We start from the raw sequence: 14,825 nt of genomic DNA, 5'->3' as shown, positions 1-14,825 counted from the left end.
CCGCATGTGCGGCGCATCGGCCCCTCACCTGCGCAGCGGATCATCCCAGAATGGCCGCTCTGCCTCCTGCTGGATATCGGCCCGGCTCAACCCCAGATCCTGCAACGTTGCATCGCTGAGGCTGGCCAGTTCCCGGCGCTGGCGGTACAGCTCCAGCCAGCGAGCCGGACGCTGCAAGGCAGCATGCCACAGGTGCTTGAAGGAGAAGGCAGGGTGTTGAATGCTGCTGACATGACCTTTCATCGTGAAGCCCTCCGTGTTGATGGCTTCAGTCTCGCGCCAGGCTTAAGATCAATCCAACGAATGTTTCTTATGCCATGCATCTAGGAGATTGATGCAATGTCCCACTACCAGAGCCTCGATGCTGACGTGCTACGCACCTTCGTCGCCATTGCCGAGCAAGGGGGGTTCACCCGTGCCGGCGAAGTGGTCAACCGCACCCAGTCGGCCGTCAGCATGCAAATGAAACGCCTGGAGGAGGACGTGCTGCAGCGCCAGTTGTTCGAGCGCGACGGCCGCCAGGTGCGCCTGACCGCCGAGGGCCAGGTACTGCTGGGCTACGCACGGCGCATCCTCAAGCTGCATGGCGAAGTGTTCAACACCCTACGCATGCCGCACATGGTCGGGCTGGTGCGCATCGGTACACCCGACGACTACGCCATGCGGTTCTTGCCAACCATCCTGTCGAGTTTCGCCCAGGCCTACCCGCTGGTGCAGGTGGAGGTGCATTGTGATTCGTCGAAACACCTGATGCTGCGCCAGGACCTGGACCTGACCATCGTCACCCGGGAGCCCGGCAACGAGGTTGGCCAGTTGCTGCGCCAGGAACGCCTGGTGTGGGCCGCCGCCGACAGCTTCTGCCCACAGGAGCAACGGCCCATGCCGCTGGCGCTGTTCAACACCGACTGCTTCTGCCGCGCCTGGACCTGCAATGCCCTGGAGGCCCAGGGCATCGACTATCGCATTGCCTACACCAGCCCCAGCCTGGCGGCGATCTTCGCCATCGTCACGGCAGGGCTGGCAGTGACCGCGCAGTTGCAGAGCCTGATCGGCGGCAACATCCGCATCCTGGGCGAGCAGGACGGCTTGCCTGAGCTGCCCATGGCCAACGTGATGCTGCTGCGCAATGCACAAAACCAGTCACCGATCACCGATTGCATGGCTGACTACATCATCGAGGGCTTTCAGTGATGGCCAGTGCACACGCCAACCGCTAAAGCTCGAAGCCCAGCATCACCGCACACACCACCAAAAACACACAAAACATCGCCCGCAGCACCTTCTCCGGCAACGCATGGGCCAGCCGCACTCCCCAGCTGATACTGAGCAGGCCGCCTACCGCCAACGGTAACCCCACGCCCCAGTCGACACTGTGATGCACGCCATAGGTAAGCAAGGTGACCATGGTGCTCGGTGCTGCCAGTGCCAGGGACAGCCCTTGCGCCACCACCTGTGTGGCGCCGAACACACTGGTCAGGATCGGCGTGGCCACCACCGCCCCGCCCACCCCGAACAAACCGCCCATGGTGCCGCTGAAGCAGCCCAGCACACCCAGCCAGGGCCAGGGATGGCGCAGCTCGGCGCTTGCCGGAGCGGATTTGATGAACATCCGCACCACGTTCCACAGGGCCAGCGCCACCAGAAAGCCGACAAAGCCCAGGCGCATGGCCTGCGCATCGATACCCACGGCCCAGATCGAGCCCAACCAGGCGAACACCAAGCTGCACACCGACAGCGGCACGGCATGGCGCAACTCGATGCGGTTACGCTGGTGATAGCGCCACAGCGCCAGCAGCACGTTCGGTACCACCATCACCAAGGCCGTGCCCTGGGCCAGTTGCTGATCGAGCCCGAACAGCACACCCAACGCCGGGATGGCGATCAACCCGCCGCCAATACCGAACAACCCACCCATGGTGCCCAAGGCTGCGCCCAGCACGCTATACAACAACCACTCGATCATCAGGGCCTCATCCGCCTGCGTTGACAATACGGGCATGCTAACGATTGCGCTCTGGCGGGGAAACGCACAGCAACGCACAATGGCTGTGCGATTTATGCAAAAGCAAGGCAGCCATGAGCCCAGATACCCTTACCGACCAACTGAGCCTGTTTCTCGATGTGCTGGAGACCGGCAGCTTTTCCGCGGCCGCCCGGCGCCATCCACTCACCCCCTCCGCCGTCGCCCGGCGCATCGACAGCCTCGAGCGCGCGGTGGGCAGCCGCCTGTTCACCCGCAGCACCCATGCGGTGCGCGCCACACCGGCTGGCAATGCCTTCGCCGAACGCGCCCGGCGCATCATCGAGGAGCTGCGCCTGGCGCGCGCCGAGGCCGTGTCACTGAGCAGCGCTCCGGAGGGGTTGATCCGTATCGACGCCCCTGCAGCTTTCGGCCGCCGCCACCTGGCGCCGGCCATTGCCGACTTCCTGGTGGCCTACCCCGGCCTGGATGTACACCTGCGCCTGATCGACAGCTTCGTCGACCTGCACGGCAGCCACCTGGGCGAAGTCGACCTGGTGCTGCGTGCAGGCCCCCTGGCCGATACCCGCCTGGTCGCCACACCGCTGGCCTACATGGTCCGCGTCGCCTGCGCCAGTCCCGCCTACCTGGCCAGCCGCGGCATACCCGCCTGCCCCAGCGCACTGCCCAATCACGATGGGCTGGACTGGGACGGGCTGGCCCCACCCTTCGCCTGGCGCTTCGAGGTCGATGGGCAATCACGGCTGTACCGGCCCGCGCGGATGCGCATGGCCGCCAACAATGCCGAAACGCTGCTGTTCGGCGCGCTTGCCGGGCTGGGCATTGCCCACCTGCCTACCTGGCTGATCAGCGACTACCTGCTACGTGGCGAACTGGTGCCCCTTTTTTGCGACAACGGCCTGCCTGCGGCAGAGACCAGCGGTATTTATGCGCTGCGCCTGGCACATGAAACGAACTCTCGCAGCCGCTTGCTGCTCGAATTCCTCAAGAGCCGCTTCAGCCCGATCCCCCCATGGGACCTTGCATTACGAAGTGAGCTGCGATGGCAATGAGCGCGCAAACCTTCAGCGTGCTAGATTTCTCCATTGATCACATTCAAGGACCTGCATGAACGCCGACACCCAAGCTTCTTGCGACGAGCTGCTGCTGGACAACCAGGTCTGCTTCGCCCTGCACTCCACCTCGTTGCTGATGACCAAAGTCTACAAGCCACTGCTGCAGGCGTTGGGCCTGACTTACCCGCAGTACCTGGCCATGCTCGTGCTGTGGGAACAGGACGGCCTGACCGTGGGCGAGATCAGCCAGCACCTGCTCACCGACCCCGGCTCGCTCACGCCATTGCTCAAGCGCCTGGAAAGCGAAGGCCTGCTCAAGCGAACCCGATGCCGCGAGGATGAACGGGTGGTGCTGGTGCAACTGACCGACAAGGGGCGCGCGCTGCAGCAGCAGGCCAAAGAGGTGCCGCAATGCATTCTCAAGGCCAGCGGCCGCAGCCTGGAGCGCCTGCAACAACTGCAGGCCGACCTGCTGGAGTTGCGCGACAGCCTGCAAAAGAACCTCTGACGGCTATGCTGTGCAATGCCCGTTCGGACGAGCGGTGAAGATTTATCTTGCGCGCAAACTAATTGCGCGCTAATTTAAATCCCGTACCCACCCGATGCCCCCGCTTGATGCGGGGCGCACAGCACACTAGCGAGGCTCAAAATGCACAAGGTCACTCCGCTGTACATCGCAGAAGCCACCTCCACTGGCGGTCGCGACGGTAAATCCCGCTCCAGCGACGGCAAGCTGGAAGTCAAGCTGAGCACCCCCAAGGAACTGGGCGGCGCGGGCGGTGACGGCACCAACCCCGAGCAGATGTTCGCTGCCGGCTATTCGGCTTGCTTTATCGGCGCACTGAAGTTCGTCGCCGGCCAGGAGAAACAGCAACTACCTGGCGACGCTTCGATCACCGCCAAGGTGGGCATTGGCCAGATTCCTGGTGGCTTCGGCCTGGATATCGACCTGCACATCAACCTGCCAGGCCTGTCCCAGGCTGACGCAGAAGGCCTGGTGGAGAAGGCGCACCAGGTGTGCCCATACTCCAATGCCACCCGCGGCAATGTAGATGTCAGGCTGCATGTAACGGTCTGAATACAGGTATAAAAAAACCCGGCCGAGGCCGGGTTTTTTGTGCACATCACAAGAAGGATTACTTCTTGGAACGGCCCTTGAAGCTGTTGTCGCGAGTGTCGATGTCGATCCACTCGTCGATCTGGATGAAGTCGGCAACCTGGATCTCGGTACCGTTCTTCAGCTTGGCAGGCTTCATCACCTTGCCCGAGGTATCGCCACGCGCAGCGTTCTCGGTGTAGACAACCTGACGGCTGATGGTGGTCGGCAGCTCTACCGACACCAGACGGCCTTCGAAGAACACGGCTTCGCAGATGTCTTCCATGCCTTCTTCGATGTACGGCAGAACGGCGTCGATGTCTTCGGCGTTCAGTTCGTACATGGTGTAGTCGGTGGTGTCCATGAAGGTGTACGAGTCACCGCTGATGAACGACAGGGTCGCTTCTTTGCGATCCAGGATCACGTCGTCCAGCTTGTCGTCCGCACCGTAAACGGTTTCGGTCTTGTAGCCGGTCAGCAGGTTTTTCAGTTTGGTCTTCATGATCGCGCTGTTGCGACCCGATTTGGTGAACTCGGCTTTCTGAACCAGCCACGGGTCGTTGTCGATCCGCAGTACGGTACCGGGTTTCAGTTCTTTACCAGTTTTCATTACGAAGTATCCGAATCTGGATGGATTTATAAAAATCGAGGCCGCATATCATAGCCAATTTCGGTAAAACTGTACCAGCGCCTTGGCGAGGTCCGGCTGAGCGGCTTGGCGCGCCGCCCATTCACGGGCATGCCGCTGCAGTTCCGCCCCGTGTTTACGGGCCCCTTGCCAGGCCTGGTGCATGTCGTGGTTCATGTTCCAGGCGCGCCACAAGGCCACCATCGCCTCGCCGGCAGCATCCGACAGGCCCTGTCGATAAAGCCCGAGGAACGCGTCGAGCTTTTCCCAGTGGGCATTTTCCTCTTGCACGTAAATGTGCCATAGCATCGGCCGGCCGGCCCATTGCGCGCGCACGAACGAGTCCTCGCCACGCACGGCATTGAAATCGCAGCACCACAGCAGGCGGTCATAGTCGTCCTGGCTGACGAACGGCAGGATCTGCACCGTCAGCGCCCCCCGCTGGAACACATCACCGACCTTGAGCCCCGACTCGCCCAGCCAATTGGCCAGGTCCGGAAGAATCCGGCCTTGCGGTACCAACAGATGGGTGGCACAGGTGTCCGTGGCCAATGCATCGAGCCAGCTGCCCAGTTGCGGGTTTTCATAGGCGAACAGCGAGGCCAGTTGCGCGCCGGCCTGCACGTCTACACCCAAGCCCTGCAGGAAGGCGGGTCGCGCCTGTGGCGATTGCTCGAAGGCCTGGCGCTGCGCCAGCAACGCAGCCTCGCGTAGCAGCCCGCCAGTTTTCTCGGTAAAGCCTGGGAAGAAAAACACCTTGCGCAGGCCATTGGGCTGCGGCGACGGCAAGCCGTGGCAGCCCTCCACCCAGTCCTCGGCACTGAGGTAATCGAGGTTAAGCCATAGGATCGGCTTGGCACGGGCGCGCATCGCTTCGACGTACTGTACGGGCAGCTGGCAGGCAAAGGCACCGATCACCACATCGGCGGGCGCTACCGGCTGCCACTCGGCAGGCCAGGCGCGTACCTCCACACCCTGCTGCCATTGCTGTGCGGCGCTGGCGTCGGCGCCTGGGCACAGGGGCACGAACGCCCCCAGGTCGTCTACCCACAGCCGCACCGCCAGCCCATGCTCGGCCACCAGCTGCCGGGCCAGGCGCCAGGTCACGCCGATATCACCGTAGTTGTCCACGACACTGCAGAAAATGTCCCAGGTGACCTTCATGTGCCCTGCCCTCGCCCTGCGCAAAATCACGAATTCTGCGGTTAAATTATCGCTGACAAAAGCACCAACGCTGAAAAAGCGCCCGACGCCATGCCACAATGGCCCTCATAACGCCTGCCAGGAGGCCGCCATGCCCCGCCATCGTGAACTGCAAATAACCCTCAAGCCTGTGCAACTGACCCTGTGCGTGGCACTGGGCCTATGGCTTGGGGCCGTGGCCATCGCGCTGAGCCTGTGGCTGGCCGTGCACCTGTGGCCCGAGCAGGTACAGCCGGTGGCACAGGCCGTCGCCCCGGCCCTGGCCCGGCCAGCGGCCCCGCCGGCGCAACCGGCGGATGCGCAAAGCGAGATGTTCGAGCGTTACAAGGCCATCCTGCACAAGCAGGAACTGCAACAGGCGGCCGAGGCCGCGCAAGGCAACCCGCGCAACCTCAACAGCCCCAAGTGCCAGTTCTGGCTGTCGCAAAACCGCACTGCGCCGACCGACAAGAGCCAGGCCAACGTGCTGGAGTTCTGTTACTGATCATGAACAAGGCCACCCTGCTCACGCGTATCGTTGCAGCCCTGGAAAGCGACATGGACGTATTGCGCCGCGCAGCGCAAACCGCCTACGAAACCGCCACCGCCGAAGAAAACATCGCTGAAAACAAATACGACACCCTTGGCCTGGAAGCCTCCTACCTGGCCACTGGCCAGGCGCGGCGCACGGCCGAGATTCACCAGGCGCTGCTGATCTACCAGCAGTTGGTGCTGCGCGACTATGACCCGGCGCGGGGGGTACAGATCGGCAGCCTGGTGACCTTGGAAGATGAAGCGGGGGCTCAGCGGCAAGTGTTCCTGGGGCCGGAGGCGGCCGGGTTGAAGATTGGCGAGGGGGACGCCCTGGTGACGGTCATTACCCCCCGCTCACCGCTAGGCCAGCAACTGGTCGGTAAAAAGGTCGATGACGAGGTTGGCCTTGGTGCGCAATTGTTCTTCATCGTCGAGGTTGCCTGAACCTGCCAACGACCGACTAACCGGCAAGGGCATCGAATGTGCGGGCCAACCCAGCCTCAGCGAACTGCTCTTGCACAAACTCGATGAACGCCCGGGTCTTGCCGGGCAGCAGCTTGTGCTCGGCGTAATACAGGCTGATGTACCCATCATCCACATACCAATCCGGCAACACCCTCTGCAGCTGGCCCGCCTGCAGGTAAGGCACGGCGAACGGCAGGCTGACCAATGCAATGCCCAAGCCCTGCTGGGCTACGGCGCACGCTGCATCAGAGTCACTCATGGTCATCGCCTGGCGCAACAGCAGCGGCTGCTGCGCTTGCCAACGGCTGGTCAGCGGCCATGATCGCACGCGGCCGGTCTGCGGTGAACGAATCAAGATGCCGGCATGGCGCTCCAGCACCTGCGGGTCGTCAATGACCGGATGCTGGCTCAGGTACCCAGGGGCTGCCACCAACACACGATGGGCAGGGGTCAGCCGGCGCGCCACAACCCCCAGCGGTAACTCGAAACCGCCACCAATCGCAGCGTCGAAACCTTGGCCGATCAGGTCTACCTGACGGTTGTCGAAATGCCAGTCCGGGGTGATCGCCGGGTAGCGCCGCAAGAATTCACCCAGCAGCGGCAATACATACAGCCTGCCGAATACCGTCCCCATGCTCACCCGCAACAGCCCCGCCGGCTGGCCTTCAGCGCTGGCCAGGTTGGCCACGGCGTACTGGATGGTACGAAAACTGTCACTGACCTCCCCTAAAAAACGCTGCCCGGCTTCGGTCAAGGTCAGCTTACGGGTACTACGCTGGAACAGCCGCACACCGAGGCGCGCTTCCAGTTGGGCGACATGCTTGCCCACCGCCGCGGGTGTGATGCTCAAACGGCGCGCCGCCTCGGCGAAGCTGCCCACCTCGGCGCTGCGGATGAAACACTCAAGGGCGTTGAACGACTCCAGTGCCATGATTACCAACCAAAGGTTTACTCTGATAATAGTGATTGCCATCTTATCAGCAGGTAATCATCGGTCGATACTGCATCCATCCAAGGCAATCGGCCTTGCTTCCAGCAGGAGATCAGCATGTCCAAGCAACTCACTCTCGAAGGCAAAGCAGCCCTGGTGCAGGGCGGCTCACGCGGTATCGGCGCTGCCATCGTCCGCCGCCTGGCCCGTGAAGGCGCGCAGGTCGCCTTCACGTACGCAAGCTCCGAAGGCCCGGCCAACGACCTGGTAGCAGAAGTCATAGCAGCAGGCGGCCAGGCACTGGCACTGCGCGCAGACAGCGCAGACGCCGCCGCAGTGCAACTGGCAGTGGACGACACGGTAAAAGCCTTCGGCCGCCTCGATATCCTGGTCAACAATGCAGGCGTACTGGCCGTGGCGCCGCTGACCGAATTCGACCTGGCAGACTTCGACCGCACGCTGGCCATCAACGTGCGCAGTGTGTTCGTCGCCAGCCAGGCCGCCGCCCGCTACATGGGCCAGGGCGGGCGCATCATCAACATCGGCAGCACCAATGCCGAACGCATGCCGTTCGCTGGCGGGGCACCCTATGCCATGAGCAAGTCGGCATTGGTCGGGCTTACCAAAGGCATGGCACGCGACCTGGGGCCACAGGGCATCACCGTGAACAACGTACAACCGGGGCCGGTGGATACCGACATGAACCCGGCCAGCGGCGAGTTTGCCGAAAGCCTGATCCCCTTGATGGCGATCGGCCGTTACGGGCAGGTGGATGAAATTGCCAGCTTCGTGGCCTACCTGGCGGGGCCTGAGGCGGGTTACATCACCGGAGCGAGCCTTACAGCCGACGGTGGCTTTGCGGCCTGATCGAATGCCTCGCCCGCTGGCGTCCAGCCTGAACCGCCCAGATACTGGACGCCACATACCCTTGCCCGCTCCGAGATCTTCATGCCCTCCCCAACCTTGAGCCGCGCCCTGATCCTGCTGATGGCCACCGCCACCGGCCTGGCCGTGGCCAGCAACTACTACGCGCAGCCGCTGCTGCACAGCATCGCCGAACAGTTCGGCCTGAGCACCGCCAGCGCCGGCAGCATCGTCATCGCCGCCCAACTCAGCTACGGCGCGGGCCTTCTGCTGCTGGCGCCTTTGGGCGACCTGTTCGAGCAGCGCCGCCTGATCGTGATCATGTCGGTGATTTCCACCCTGGGCCTGGTGATCAGCGCCTGCGCCCCCAGCCTGCCCTGGCTGCTGCTGGGGACGGCGCTCACCGGGCTGTTCTCGGTGGTGGCGCAGATCCTCGTGCCCATGGCCGCAACCCTGAGCGAGCCGCATCAACGTGGGCGCGCAGTGGGCACGCTGATGAGCGGCCTGCTGCTGGGCATCCTGCTCGCGCGCACCGCTGCCGGCTTCATGGCCGAACTGGGTGGCTGGCGCAGCATCTATGTGCTGGCCGCAGTGCTGATGGCCGTCACTGCCTTTGCCCTGTACCGCAGCCTGCCGCAACACCACAGCCATGCAGGGCTCAAGTACCCGGCACTGATCGGCTCGGTATTCCGCCTGTTCATCGAGGAGCCGCTACTGCGCCTGCGCTCGCTGCTGGGGTTGCTGGCCTTCAGCCTGTTCGGGCTGTTCTGGACGCCGCTGGCGTTCCTCCTGGCGCGTGAGCCTTATCATTATTCCGATGCGGTGATCGGCCTGTTTGGCCTTGCCGGCGCGGCGGGTGCGCTTTCGGCCAACTGGGCCGGCCGCCTGGCTGACCGTGGCAAAGGCTCGCTGGGCACCACCGTGGGCCTGGTAGCGCTGGTGTTGGCGTGGATACCGCTGGGCTTCGCGCAAAGCTCGCTACTGGCCTTGCTGCTCGGCGTACTGCTGCTGGACCTGGCCGTGCAGCTAGTGCATGTGAGCAACCAGAATGCGGTCATCGCCTTGCGCCCCGAAGCACGCACCCGGCTCAATGCCGGTTACATCACCTGTTATTTCATCGGTGGCGCGCTAGGCTCCTTGCTGGGCACACAGCTGTTCCAGTACCAGGGCTGGATGGGCATCGTGACGGCGGGGCTTGCGATCGGGGCACTGGCACTGCTGGTGTGGGGGTGGGCCGAACGCACGCGCAAGCGCGCCGCGAAGGCCGGTGCGGCATGACACCGCAGCCCTCCGTCGCCTGCCCGTTGACTTGCCCGCCGCCCCGGCGCTTCAGTAGGTGTTGATCAAAACCCCTTTCACTGACAGGACGACTCAATGACAAGACTCACGGTGCAATCCGGCGATTTCTTGCAAGGTGAAGGCGAGTATCGCAATGGATCGCTCACACTCAAGACCCCGCGCAGCCCCTCGCCTGGCGAGCGGATTTCCCTTACCCGCATCAGCGACCTGCGCCTGGCCAGCCTGGAATCCAATCGCAACCTGGGGACCGCCCTCGGCTGGGGCATGGCCGGCGCCCTGGTGGCTGGCCCAGTGGGCCTGCTGGCCGGGCTATGGCTGGGCGGCAAGGAGGAAGAAGCCACCTTCCTGGCGACCTTCAAGGACGGCCGCAAGCTGATGGCCAGTACCGATGGCAAGACCTGGTCCAAGATCGACGACAGCTGGCGCCAGCATCGGCGCCCGCCCGCGGGGGATTGAACAACTTCAGGCGTACGGGGTGATACGCGCCTGATAACATGAGCGTTTTTTGACTGCACGGGCCCATTCGCGGGCTTACCCGCGAGTGGGCCCGTGCGTGCTCATCGCTCAAGGACCCCAGCATGCCCCTGCCCCACCCCCGCCTGCCCCTGAGCCTGCTCAGCCTGGGCCTGGCCCTGCACACCCCCCAAGGCCTGGCCCAGGACAGCGTCACACTCGCCCCGATGCAGGTATCCGACACCTACGGCAACGACGGCTATCAAGTAACCGACGCTGCGGTAGGCGGGTTTCAGGCAGCCCCCCTGCTCGACACCCCGGCATCGGTCAGTGTTTTCAGCCAGCAACTGATCGAAGACCGCCAGGTACGCACACTCAGCGAAGTGCTGCACAGCGATGCCTCGGTCGGCGAAAGCTACGCCCCGATCGGCTATTACGAAAACTTCAACGTGCGCGGCTTCGAGCTCAATGCCGCCAGCAGCTACCGCATCAATGGCCAGACCATCGCCGGCGAGCAGAACGTGGCGCTGGAGAACAAGCAGCAAGTCGAACTGCTCAAGGGCCTGTCGGGCCTGCACAGTGGCGTGTCGGCGCCCGGCGGGCTGATCAATTACGTGACCAAGCGCGCCGAGGATGTGCGCAGCGTAACGGTGTCGACCAACGAACAGGGCGAGCGCTACCTGGCCACCGACCTGGGCGGCTGGTTTGGCAGTGAGCGGCAGTTCGGGCTGCGCGCCAACCTCGCCCACGAAGACATCCGCTCCTACGTCGACCATGCCGACGGCAAGCGCGACTTTGCTTCGCTGGCGTTCGATTGGCAGATCAACCCTGATGCCACCTTGCAGCTCGATGCCGAATACCAGCACCGCGAACAGCGCTCGGTACCGGGTTATCAACTGCTTGGCGGCAGCGAAGTCCCCCATGGGATCGACCCGGACGACCGCCTGGCCTACCAGCACTGGGCCAAGCCGGTACAGAACGATTCACTGAACCTGGGCGGGCGTTTCCAGTACCGTTTCAACGATACCTGGAGCGGCACACTGAGCGCCTCGCGCAGCAAAGTGGTCATCGATGACTACAGCGCGTTCGCCTGGGGCAGCGAAGACGGCTGGCAGTCGCACTTCAGCCCAGAGGGCGACTACGACATCTATGACTTCCGCAGCCCTGACGACACCCGCCGCACCGACGAAGCGCAAGCGATGCTCGACGGCCACTTCGACGCGCTCGGCGTGAGCCATGAACTGACGGTGGGCGCCAGCGCTCAACGCCGCACGCTGGATCAACGCCCCTACTACAACCAGCTGGTCGGCAGCGGCAACATCTACACCGGCGCGCCCGCCGTAGCGCCCTCGGACCTGCCGGTCGGTGCCAGCGAGCGGCGCCTGGACAGCCGCCAGTACGGCCTGTTCATCAACGACCGCATCACCTTCAGCGAACAGTGGCAGGCCGTGCTCGGCGCCCGTGAAGTGCGCCTGGACGAAAAGACCTGGGACGAAACGGGCCTGGCCGGGCGCCATACCCGGCAATACCAGTTGCTGCCCAATGCCGCGCTGATCTACAAGCCGCGCCAGGAGACCACCGTGTATGCCAGCTACTCCAAGGGCCTGTCTGCAGGGGGCACCGCGCCCTGGTATGCCAGCAATGCGGCAGAAATCCTTGCCCCTACCCTCTCGCATCAGCTTGAGCTGGGCATCAAGCGCGACTGGCAGGGCATGAGTTTCAGCGCCGCGCTGTTCCAGATCCGCCAGGCCTATCAATACGCCCGCCCTGAAGGCGACGGCAGCTTCACCTATGTACAGCAGGGCCAGCAGAAGAACATCGGCCTGGAACTGGGCGCCAGCGGCTGGGTGACCTCGAACCTGCAGGTCCAGGCCAGCGCCGCAGCGATTCGCGCCCGGGTGAAAAACAGCGGTACCGATGCCTACGAAGACCACCAGGCGATCAACGTGCCGCGCCTGCGTGCCGCCCTGCAAGCCGACTACAGCCTGCCGGTCCCGGGCCTGGCGCTGCTGGGCGGGGCGCGATACAGCGCCAGCAAGTATGCGAGCCAGGCGGGGAATGTACAGGTCGGGGGCTATACCGTGTTCGATGTGGGAAGCCGCTATCGCACGCGTATCGGGGGCTATGACACCGTGCTGCGCCTGACCGTGGACAACGTGTTCGACAAGCGCTACTGGCGGGATGTGGGGGACTACCTGGGGGACAACTACCTTTTCCAGGGCGCGCCCAGGACCGCACGCGTGTCGGCCGTGGTGAGCTTCTAGGGCAACTGGTCGCAATGGGGGGCTGGCAGGGGCGCACATGCCCCTGCGCGCCCCGCTGGGGCAAAAACCCCAGCAAACAAAAAGCCCCCAGGCTTTTCAGCATGGGGGCTCTTCGTAGAATGTGGCGGTGAAGAAGGGATTTGAACCCTTGATACGATTTCTCGTATACACACTTTCCAGGCGTGCTCCTTCGACCACTCGGACACTTCACCGTTTCTCTTCAAGCCATTCAGCCTGTCGAGGCGCGCTAATTTAGTAGAAGACCTTTTCTTTGGCAAGCATTTTTTTCAGTTTTTTCATGCATTTAAGCCAAACCACGGAAAACCCCAGGCTGCCAGGGCAAAGCTGCCAATCTCGCCAGCGCTTTTACCGCAACCGCACGCCCTGCCCTGATTGCGCAAGGCATCAAGGCCGGTCGCTGACTGGCTGGTCAGCCTTGCTGCTTTACCTGGCCCGCAGCGCTGGGTAACGTCGTCGCCACGCCCCCTAAAGGACTCTAGCCATGAGCGAGCTGATTACCTACCACGCCGAAGACGGCATCGCCACCCTGACCCTCAACAACGGCAAGGTCAACGCTATCTCGCCGGATGTCATCACGGCCTTCAACGCGGCCCTGGACCGCGCCAAGGAAGATCGCGCCGTGGTCATCATCACCGGCCAGCCGGGCATCCTGTCTGGCGGCTACGACCTGAAAGTGATGACCGCAGGCCCCAAGGAAGCCATCAGCCTGGTCACCGCCGGCTCCACCCTGGCCCGGCGCCTGCTCTCTCACCCGTTCCCGGTGATCGTCGCCTGCCCCGGCAACGCCGTGGCCAAGGGTGCCTTCCTGTTGTTGTCCGCCGACTACCGCATCGGTGTCGAGGGGCCGTACAAGATCTGCCTGAACGAAGTGCAGATCGGCATGACCATGCACCACGCCGGCATCGAACTGGCCCGCGACCGCCTGAGCCGCGCAGCCTTCCAGCGCTCGGTGAACAATGCCGAAATCTTTGACCCGCATGGCGCGATGCAAGCGGGCTTTCTCGACAAGGTGGTGCCGGCCGAGCAGTTGCACGACACCGCGCTGGCCGCTGCGCGTGAATTGAAGAAGCTGAACATGCTGGCGCACAAGAACACCAAGCTGAAGGTGCGCAAGGGCCTCCTGGACGCCCTGGATGAGGCCATCCAACTGGACCAGCAGCCAGTGGGTTGACCCTCAGGCCCTCTGGCCGTCACGCCGCCCAGAGGGCCATTGGCGCGAACCCAAGGTTTGCCCAACCCAGTGCACAGCCGTACACTGCACCGCGACTGTCTGGTGTGAGCCAAACCATGCTTTATTGCCTTCGCATGCTCCTACTGGCGCTGCACTTCCTGCTGGTCGGGGCCATTGGCCTGCTGATCGGCGTGCTGCGCCCCTTCAACCGCGACAACAGCCGCATTTTCGCCCGCCTTTACAGCCTGCCGGCCACCCGGCTGCTGGGCATCGAGGTCAAGGCCGAAGTCGGCCCGCTGGCTGACCAGCCACCCGGCTGTGTGATCATCGCCAACCACCAGTCCAACTTCGACCTGTTCATCCTCGGCCATGTGGTGCCCCGGCGCACGGTCGCCATCGGCAAGAAAAGCCTCGGCTGGATCCCACTGTTCGGGCAGTTGTTCTGGTTGGGCGGCAATGTGCTGGTGGACCGCAAGAATGCTTACCAGGCGCGCAAGGCCATGCAGGTGACCACGCGTATCCTGCGTGACGACACGTCGATCTGGATCTTCCCTGAGGGCACGCGCAACCCGTCAGACCAGTTGCTGGCGTTCAAGAAAGGCGCCTTCCACATGGCGCTCGAGGCGGGCGTACCGATCGTGCCGGTGTGCGTCAGCCGCTATGCGCGCCGTTTGGGGCTCAACAGCTGGCGACGCCGCACGGTGATCGTGCGCTCACTGCCGCCGATCGCTACTGAAGGGCTGACCCAGCAAGACCTCCCGGCCTTGATCGAGCAGTGCCGCGGGCAGATGCAGCAGTGCATCGACCACATGGAAGGCGAGTTGTCCAAGCGCTAGGTTGCCCTCAGCGCCCCTACGGCCCAAGCTGTACATCGTGTGCAA

The 14,825-nt window shown here is 63.6% G+C and carries 17 protein-coding genes and 1 tRNA gene; 12 read left to right on the top strand and 6 right to left on the bottom strand.

Going from position 1 to position 14,825, the window contains the following annotated elements; genetic code table 11:
- Positions 1-24: 24 nt before the first annotated feature.
- Positions 25-243, bottom strand: a complete 219-nt coding sequence (locus JNA92_RS01235) for a DUF1127 domain-containing protein (RefSeq protein WP_241802986.1) — start codon at positions 241-243, stop codon at positions 25-27.
- Positions 244-339: 96 nt separating this feature from the next.
- Between JNA92_RS01235 and JNA92_RS01230 the strand changes: the two genes are divergently transcribed.
- On the top strand, positions 340-1,191 hold the full coding sequence (locus tag JNA92_RS01230) for a LysR substrate-binding domain-containing protein (protein WP_241802985.1): 852 nt from the start codon (positions 340-342) through the stop codon (positions 1,189-1,191).
- A 22-nt stretch (positions 1,192-1,213) separates the two neighbouring features.
- On the opposite strand, the gene JNA92_RS01225 is transcribed toward JNA92_RS01230, so the two are convergent.
- A complete protein-coding gene (locus JNA92_RS01225; protein WP_241802984.1) occupies positions 1,214-1,963 on the bottom strand; it encodes a sulfite exporter TauE/SafE family protein in 750 nt (249 codons plus the stop codon).
- 113 nt (positions 1,964-2,076) lie between these two features.
- Here JNA92_RS01225 and JNA92_RS01220 point away from each other — a divergent pair, with 113 nt between their 5' ends.
- The 3 genes from JNA92_RS01220 to JNA92_RS01210 all read left to right on the top strand — a co-directional run bounded on the left by JNA92_RS01220 (position 2,077) and on the right by JNA92_RS01210 (position 4,114).
- A complete protein-coding gene (locus JNA92_RS01220) occupies positions 2,077-3,033 on the top strand; it encodes a LysR family transcriptional regulator (RefSeq protein WP_241802983.1) in 957 nt (318 codons plus the stop codon).
- A gap of 55 nt (positions 3,034-3,088) precedes the next feature.
- Complete coding sequence (locus JNA92_RS01215; RefSeq protein WP_241802982.1) at positions 3,089-3,544, top strand: MarR family winged helix-turn-helix transcriptional regulator; 456 nt, start codon at positions 3,089-3,091, stop codon at positions 3,542-3,544.
- 141 nt (positions 3,545-3,685) lie between these two features.
- Entirely contained in the window at positions 3,686-4,114 is a 429-nt protein-coding gene (locus tag JNA92_RS01210) for an organic hydroperoxide resistance protein (protein ID WP_241802981.1), read from the top strand.
- A gap of 58 nt (positions 4,115-4,172) precedes the next feature.
- Here JNA92_RS01210 and efp read toward each other — a convergent pair whose 3' ends face one another.
- On the bottom strand, positions 4,173-4,742 hold the full coding sequence (gene efp, locus JNA92_RS01205; protein ID WP_012271109.1) for an elongation factor P: 570 nt from the start codon (positions 4,740-4,742) through the stop codon (positions 4,173-4,175).
- Positions 4,743-4,790: 48 nt separating this feature from the next.
- Complete coding sequence (gene earP / locus JNA92_RS01200; protein ID WP_241802980.1) at positions 4,791-5,924, bottom strand: elongation factor P maturation arginine rhamnosyltransferase EarP; 1,134 nt, start codon at positions 5,922-5,924, stop codon at positions 4,791-4,793.
- A gap of 130 nt (positions 5,925-6,054) precedes the next feature.
- Between earP and JNA92_RS01195 the strand changes: the two genes are divergently transcribed.
- Together JNA92_RS01195 and JNA92_RS01190 are read left to right on the top strand one after the other, a co-directional pair.
- Positions 6,055-6,447 (top strand): hypothetical protein, encoded by a 393-nt coding sequence (locus JNA92_RS01195; protein WP_241802979.1) that lies wholly within the window; start codon positions 6,055-6,057, stop codon positions 6,445-6,447.
- Positions 6,448-6,449: 2 nt separating this feature from the next.
- Complete coding sequence (locus tag JNA92_RS01190) at positions 6,450-6,920, top strand: GreA/GreB family elongation factor (protein WP_241802978.1); 471 nt, start codon at positions 6,450-6,452, stop codon at positions 6,918-6,920.
- 16 nt (positions 6,921-6,936) lie between these two features.
- Here the strand turns inward: JNA92_RS01190 and JNA92_RS01185 are convergent, their stop codons facing one another.
- Positions 6,937-7,872, bottom strand: a complete 936-nt coding sequence (locus tag JNA92_RS01185; RefSeq protein WP_241802977.1) for a LysR family transcriptional regulator — start codon at positions 7,870-7,872, stop codon at positions 6,937-6,939.
- A gap of 117 nt (positions 7,873-7,989) precedes the next feature.
- Between JNA92_RS01185 and JNA92_RS01180 the strand changes: the two genes are divergently transcribed.
- The 4 genes from JNA92_RS01180 to JNA92_RS01165 all read left to right on the top strand — a co-directional run bounded on the left by JNA92_RS01180 (position 7,990) and on the right by JNA92_RS01165 (position 12,752).
- A complete protein-coding gene (locus tag JNA92_RS01180; protein WP_241802976.1) occupies positions 7,990-8,739 on the top strand; it encodes a 3-oxoacyl-ACP reductase family protein in 750 nt (249 codons plus the stop codon).
- A gap of 81 nt (positions 8,740-8,820) precedes the next feature.
- Entirely contained in the window at positions 8,821-10,014 is a 1,194-nt protein-coding gene (locus JNA92_RS01175) for an MFS transporter (protein WP_241802975.1), read from the top strand.
- A 96-nt stretch (positions 10,015-10,110) separates the two neighbouring features.
- Positions 10,111-10,491 (top strand): hypothetical protein, encoded by a 381-nt coding sequence (locus tag JNA92_RS01170; protein WP_241802974.1) that lies wholly within the window; start codon positions 10,111-10,113, stop codon positions 10,489-10,491.
- Between the two features lie 122 nt (positions 10,492-10,613).
- Positions 10,614-12,752, top strand: coding sequence for a TonB-dependent siderophore receptor (locus JNA92_RS01165; RefSeq protein WP_241802973.1), 2,139 nt, complete (start codon positions 10,614-10,616; stop codon positions 12,750-12,752).
- Positions 12,753-12,874: 122 nt separating this feature from the next.
- Here JNA92_RS01165 and JNA92_RS01160 read toward each other — a convergent pair.
- Positions 12,875-12,964, bottom strand: a tRNA-Ser gene (locus tag JNA92_RS01160).
- Between the two features lie 290 nt (positions 12,965-13,254).
- Here JNA92_RS01160 and JNA92_RS01155 point away from each other — a divergent pair.
- The gene (locus JNA92_RS01155) at positions 13,255-13,944 is read left to right on the top strand and encodes a crotonase/enoyl-CoA hydratase family protein (RefSeq protein ID WP_241802972.1); all 690 of its coding nucleotides are present in this window, start codon (positions 13,255-13,257) and stop codon (positions 13,942-13,944) included.
- A 116-nt stretch (positions 13,945-14,060) separates the two neighbouring features.
- Positions 14,061-14,780 carry a lysophospholipid acyltransferase family protein gene (locus JNA92_RS01150; protein ID WP_241802971.1) on the top strand — a complete coding sequence of 240 codons (720 nt, stop codon included), beginning with the start codon at positions 14,061-14,063 and terminating at the stop codon, positions 14,778-14,780.
- Positions 14,781-14,825 lie beyond the last annotated feature (45 nt).

Source organism: Pseudomonas putida (genome assembly GCF_022627325.1).
GTDB classification, from domain to species: Bacteria; Pseudomonadota; Gammaproteobacteria; order Pseudomonadales; family Pseudomonadaceae; genus Aquipseudomonas; species Aquipseudomonas putida_X.
Note: the sequence above shows the minus strand (reverse complement) of the source record. Positions and strands in the feature narration are given on the sequence as shown.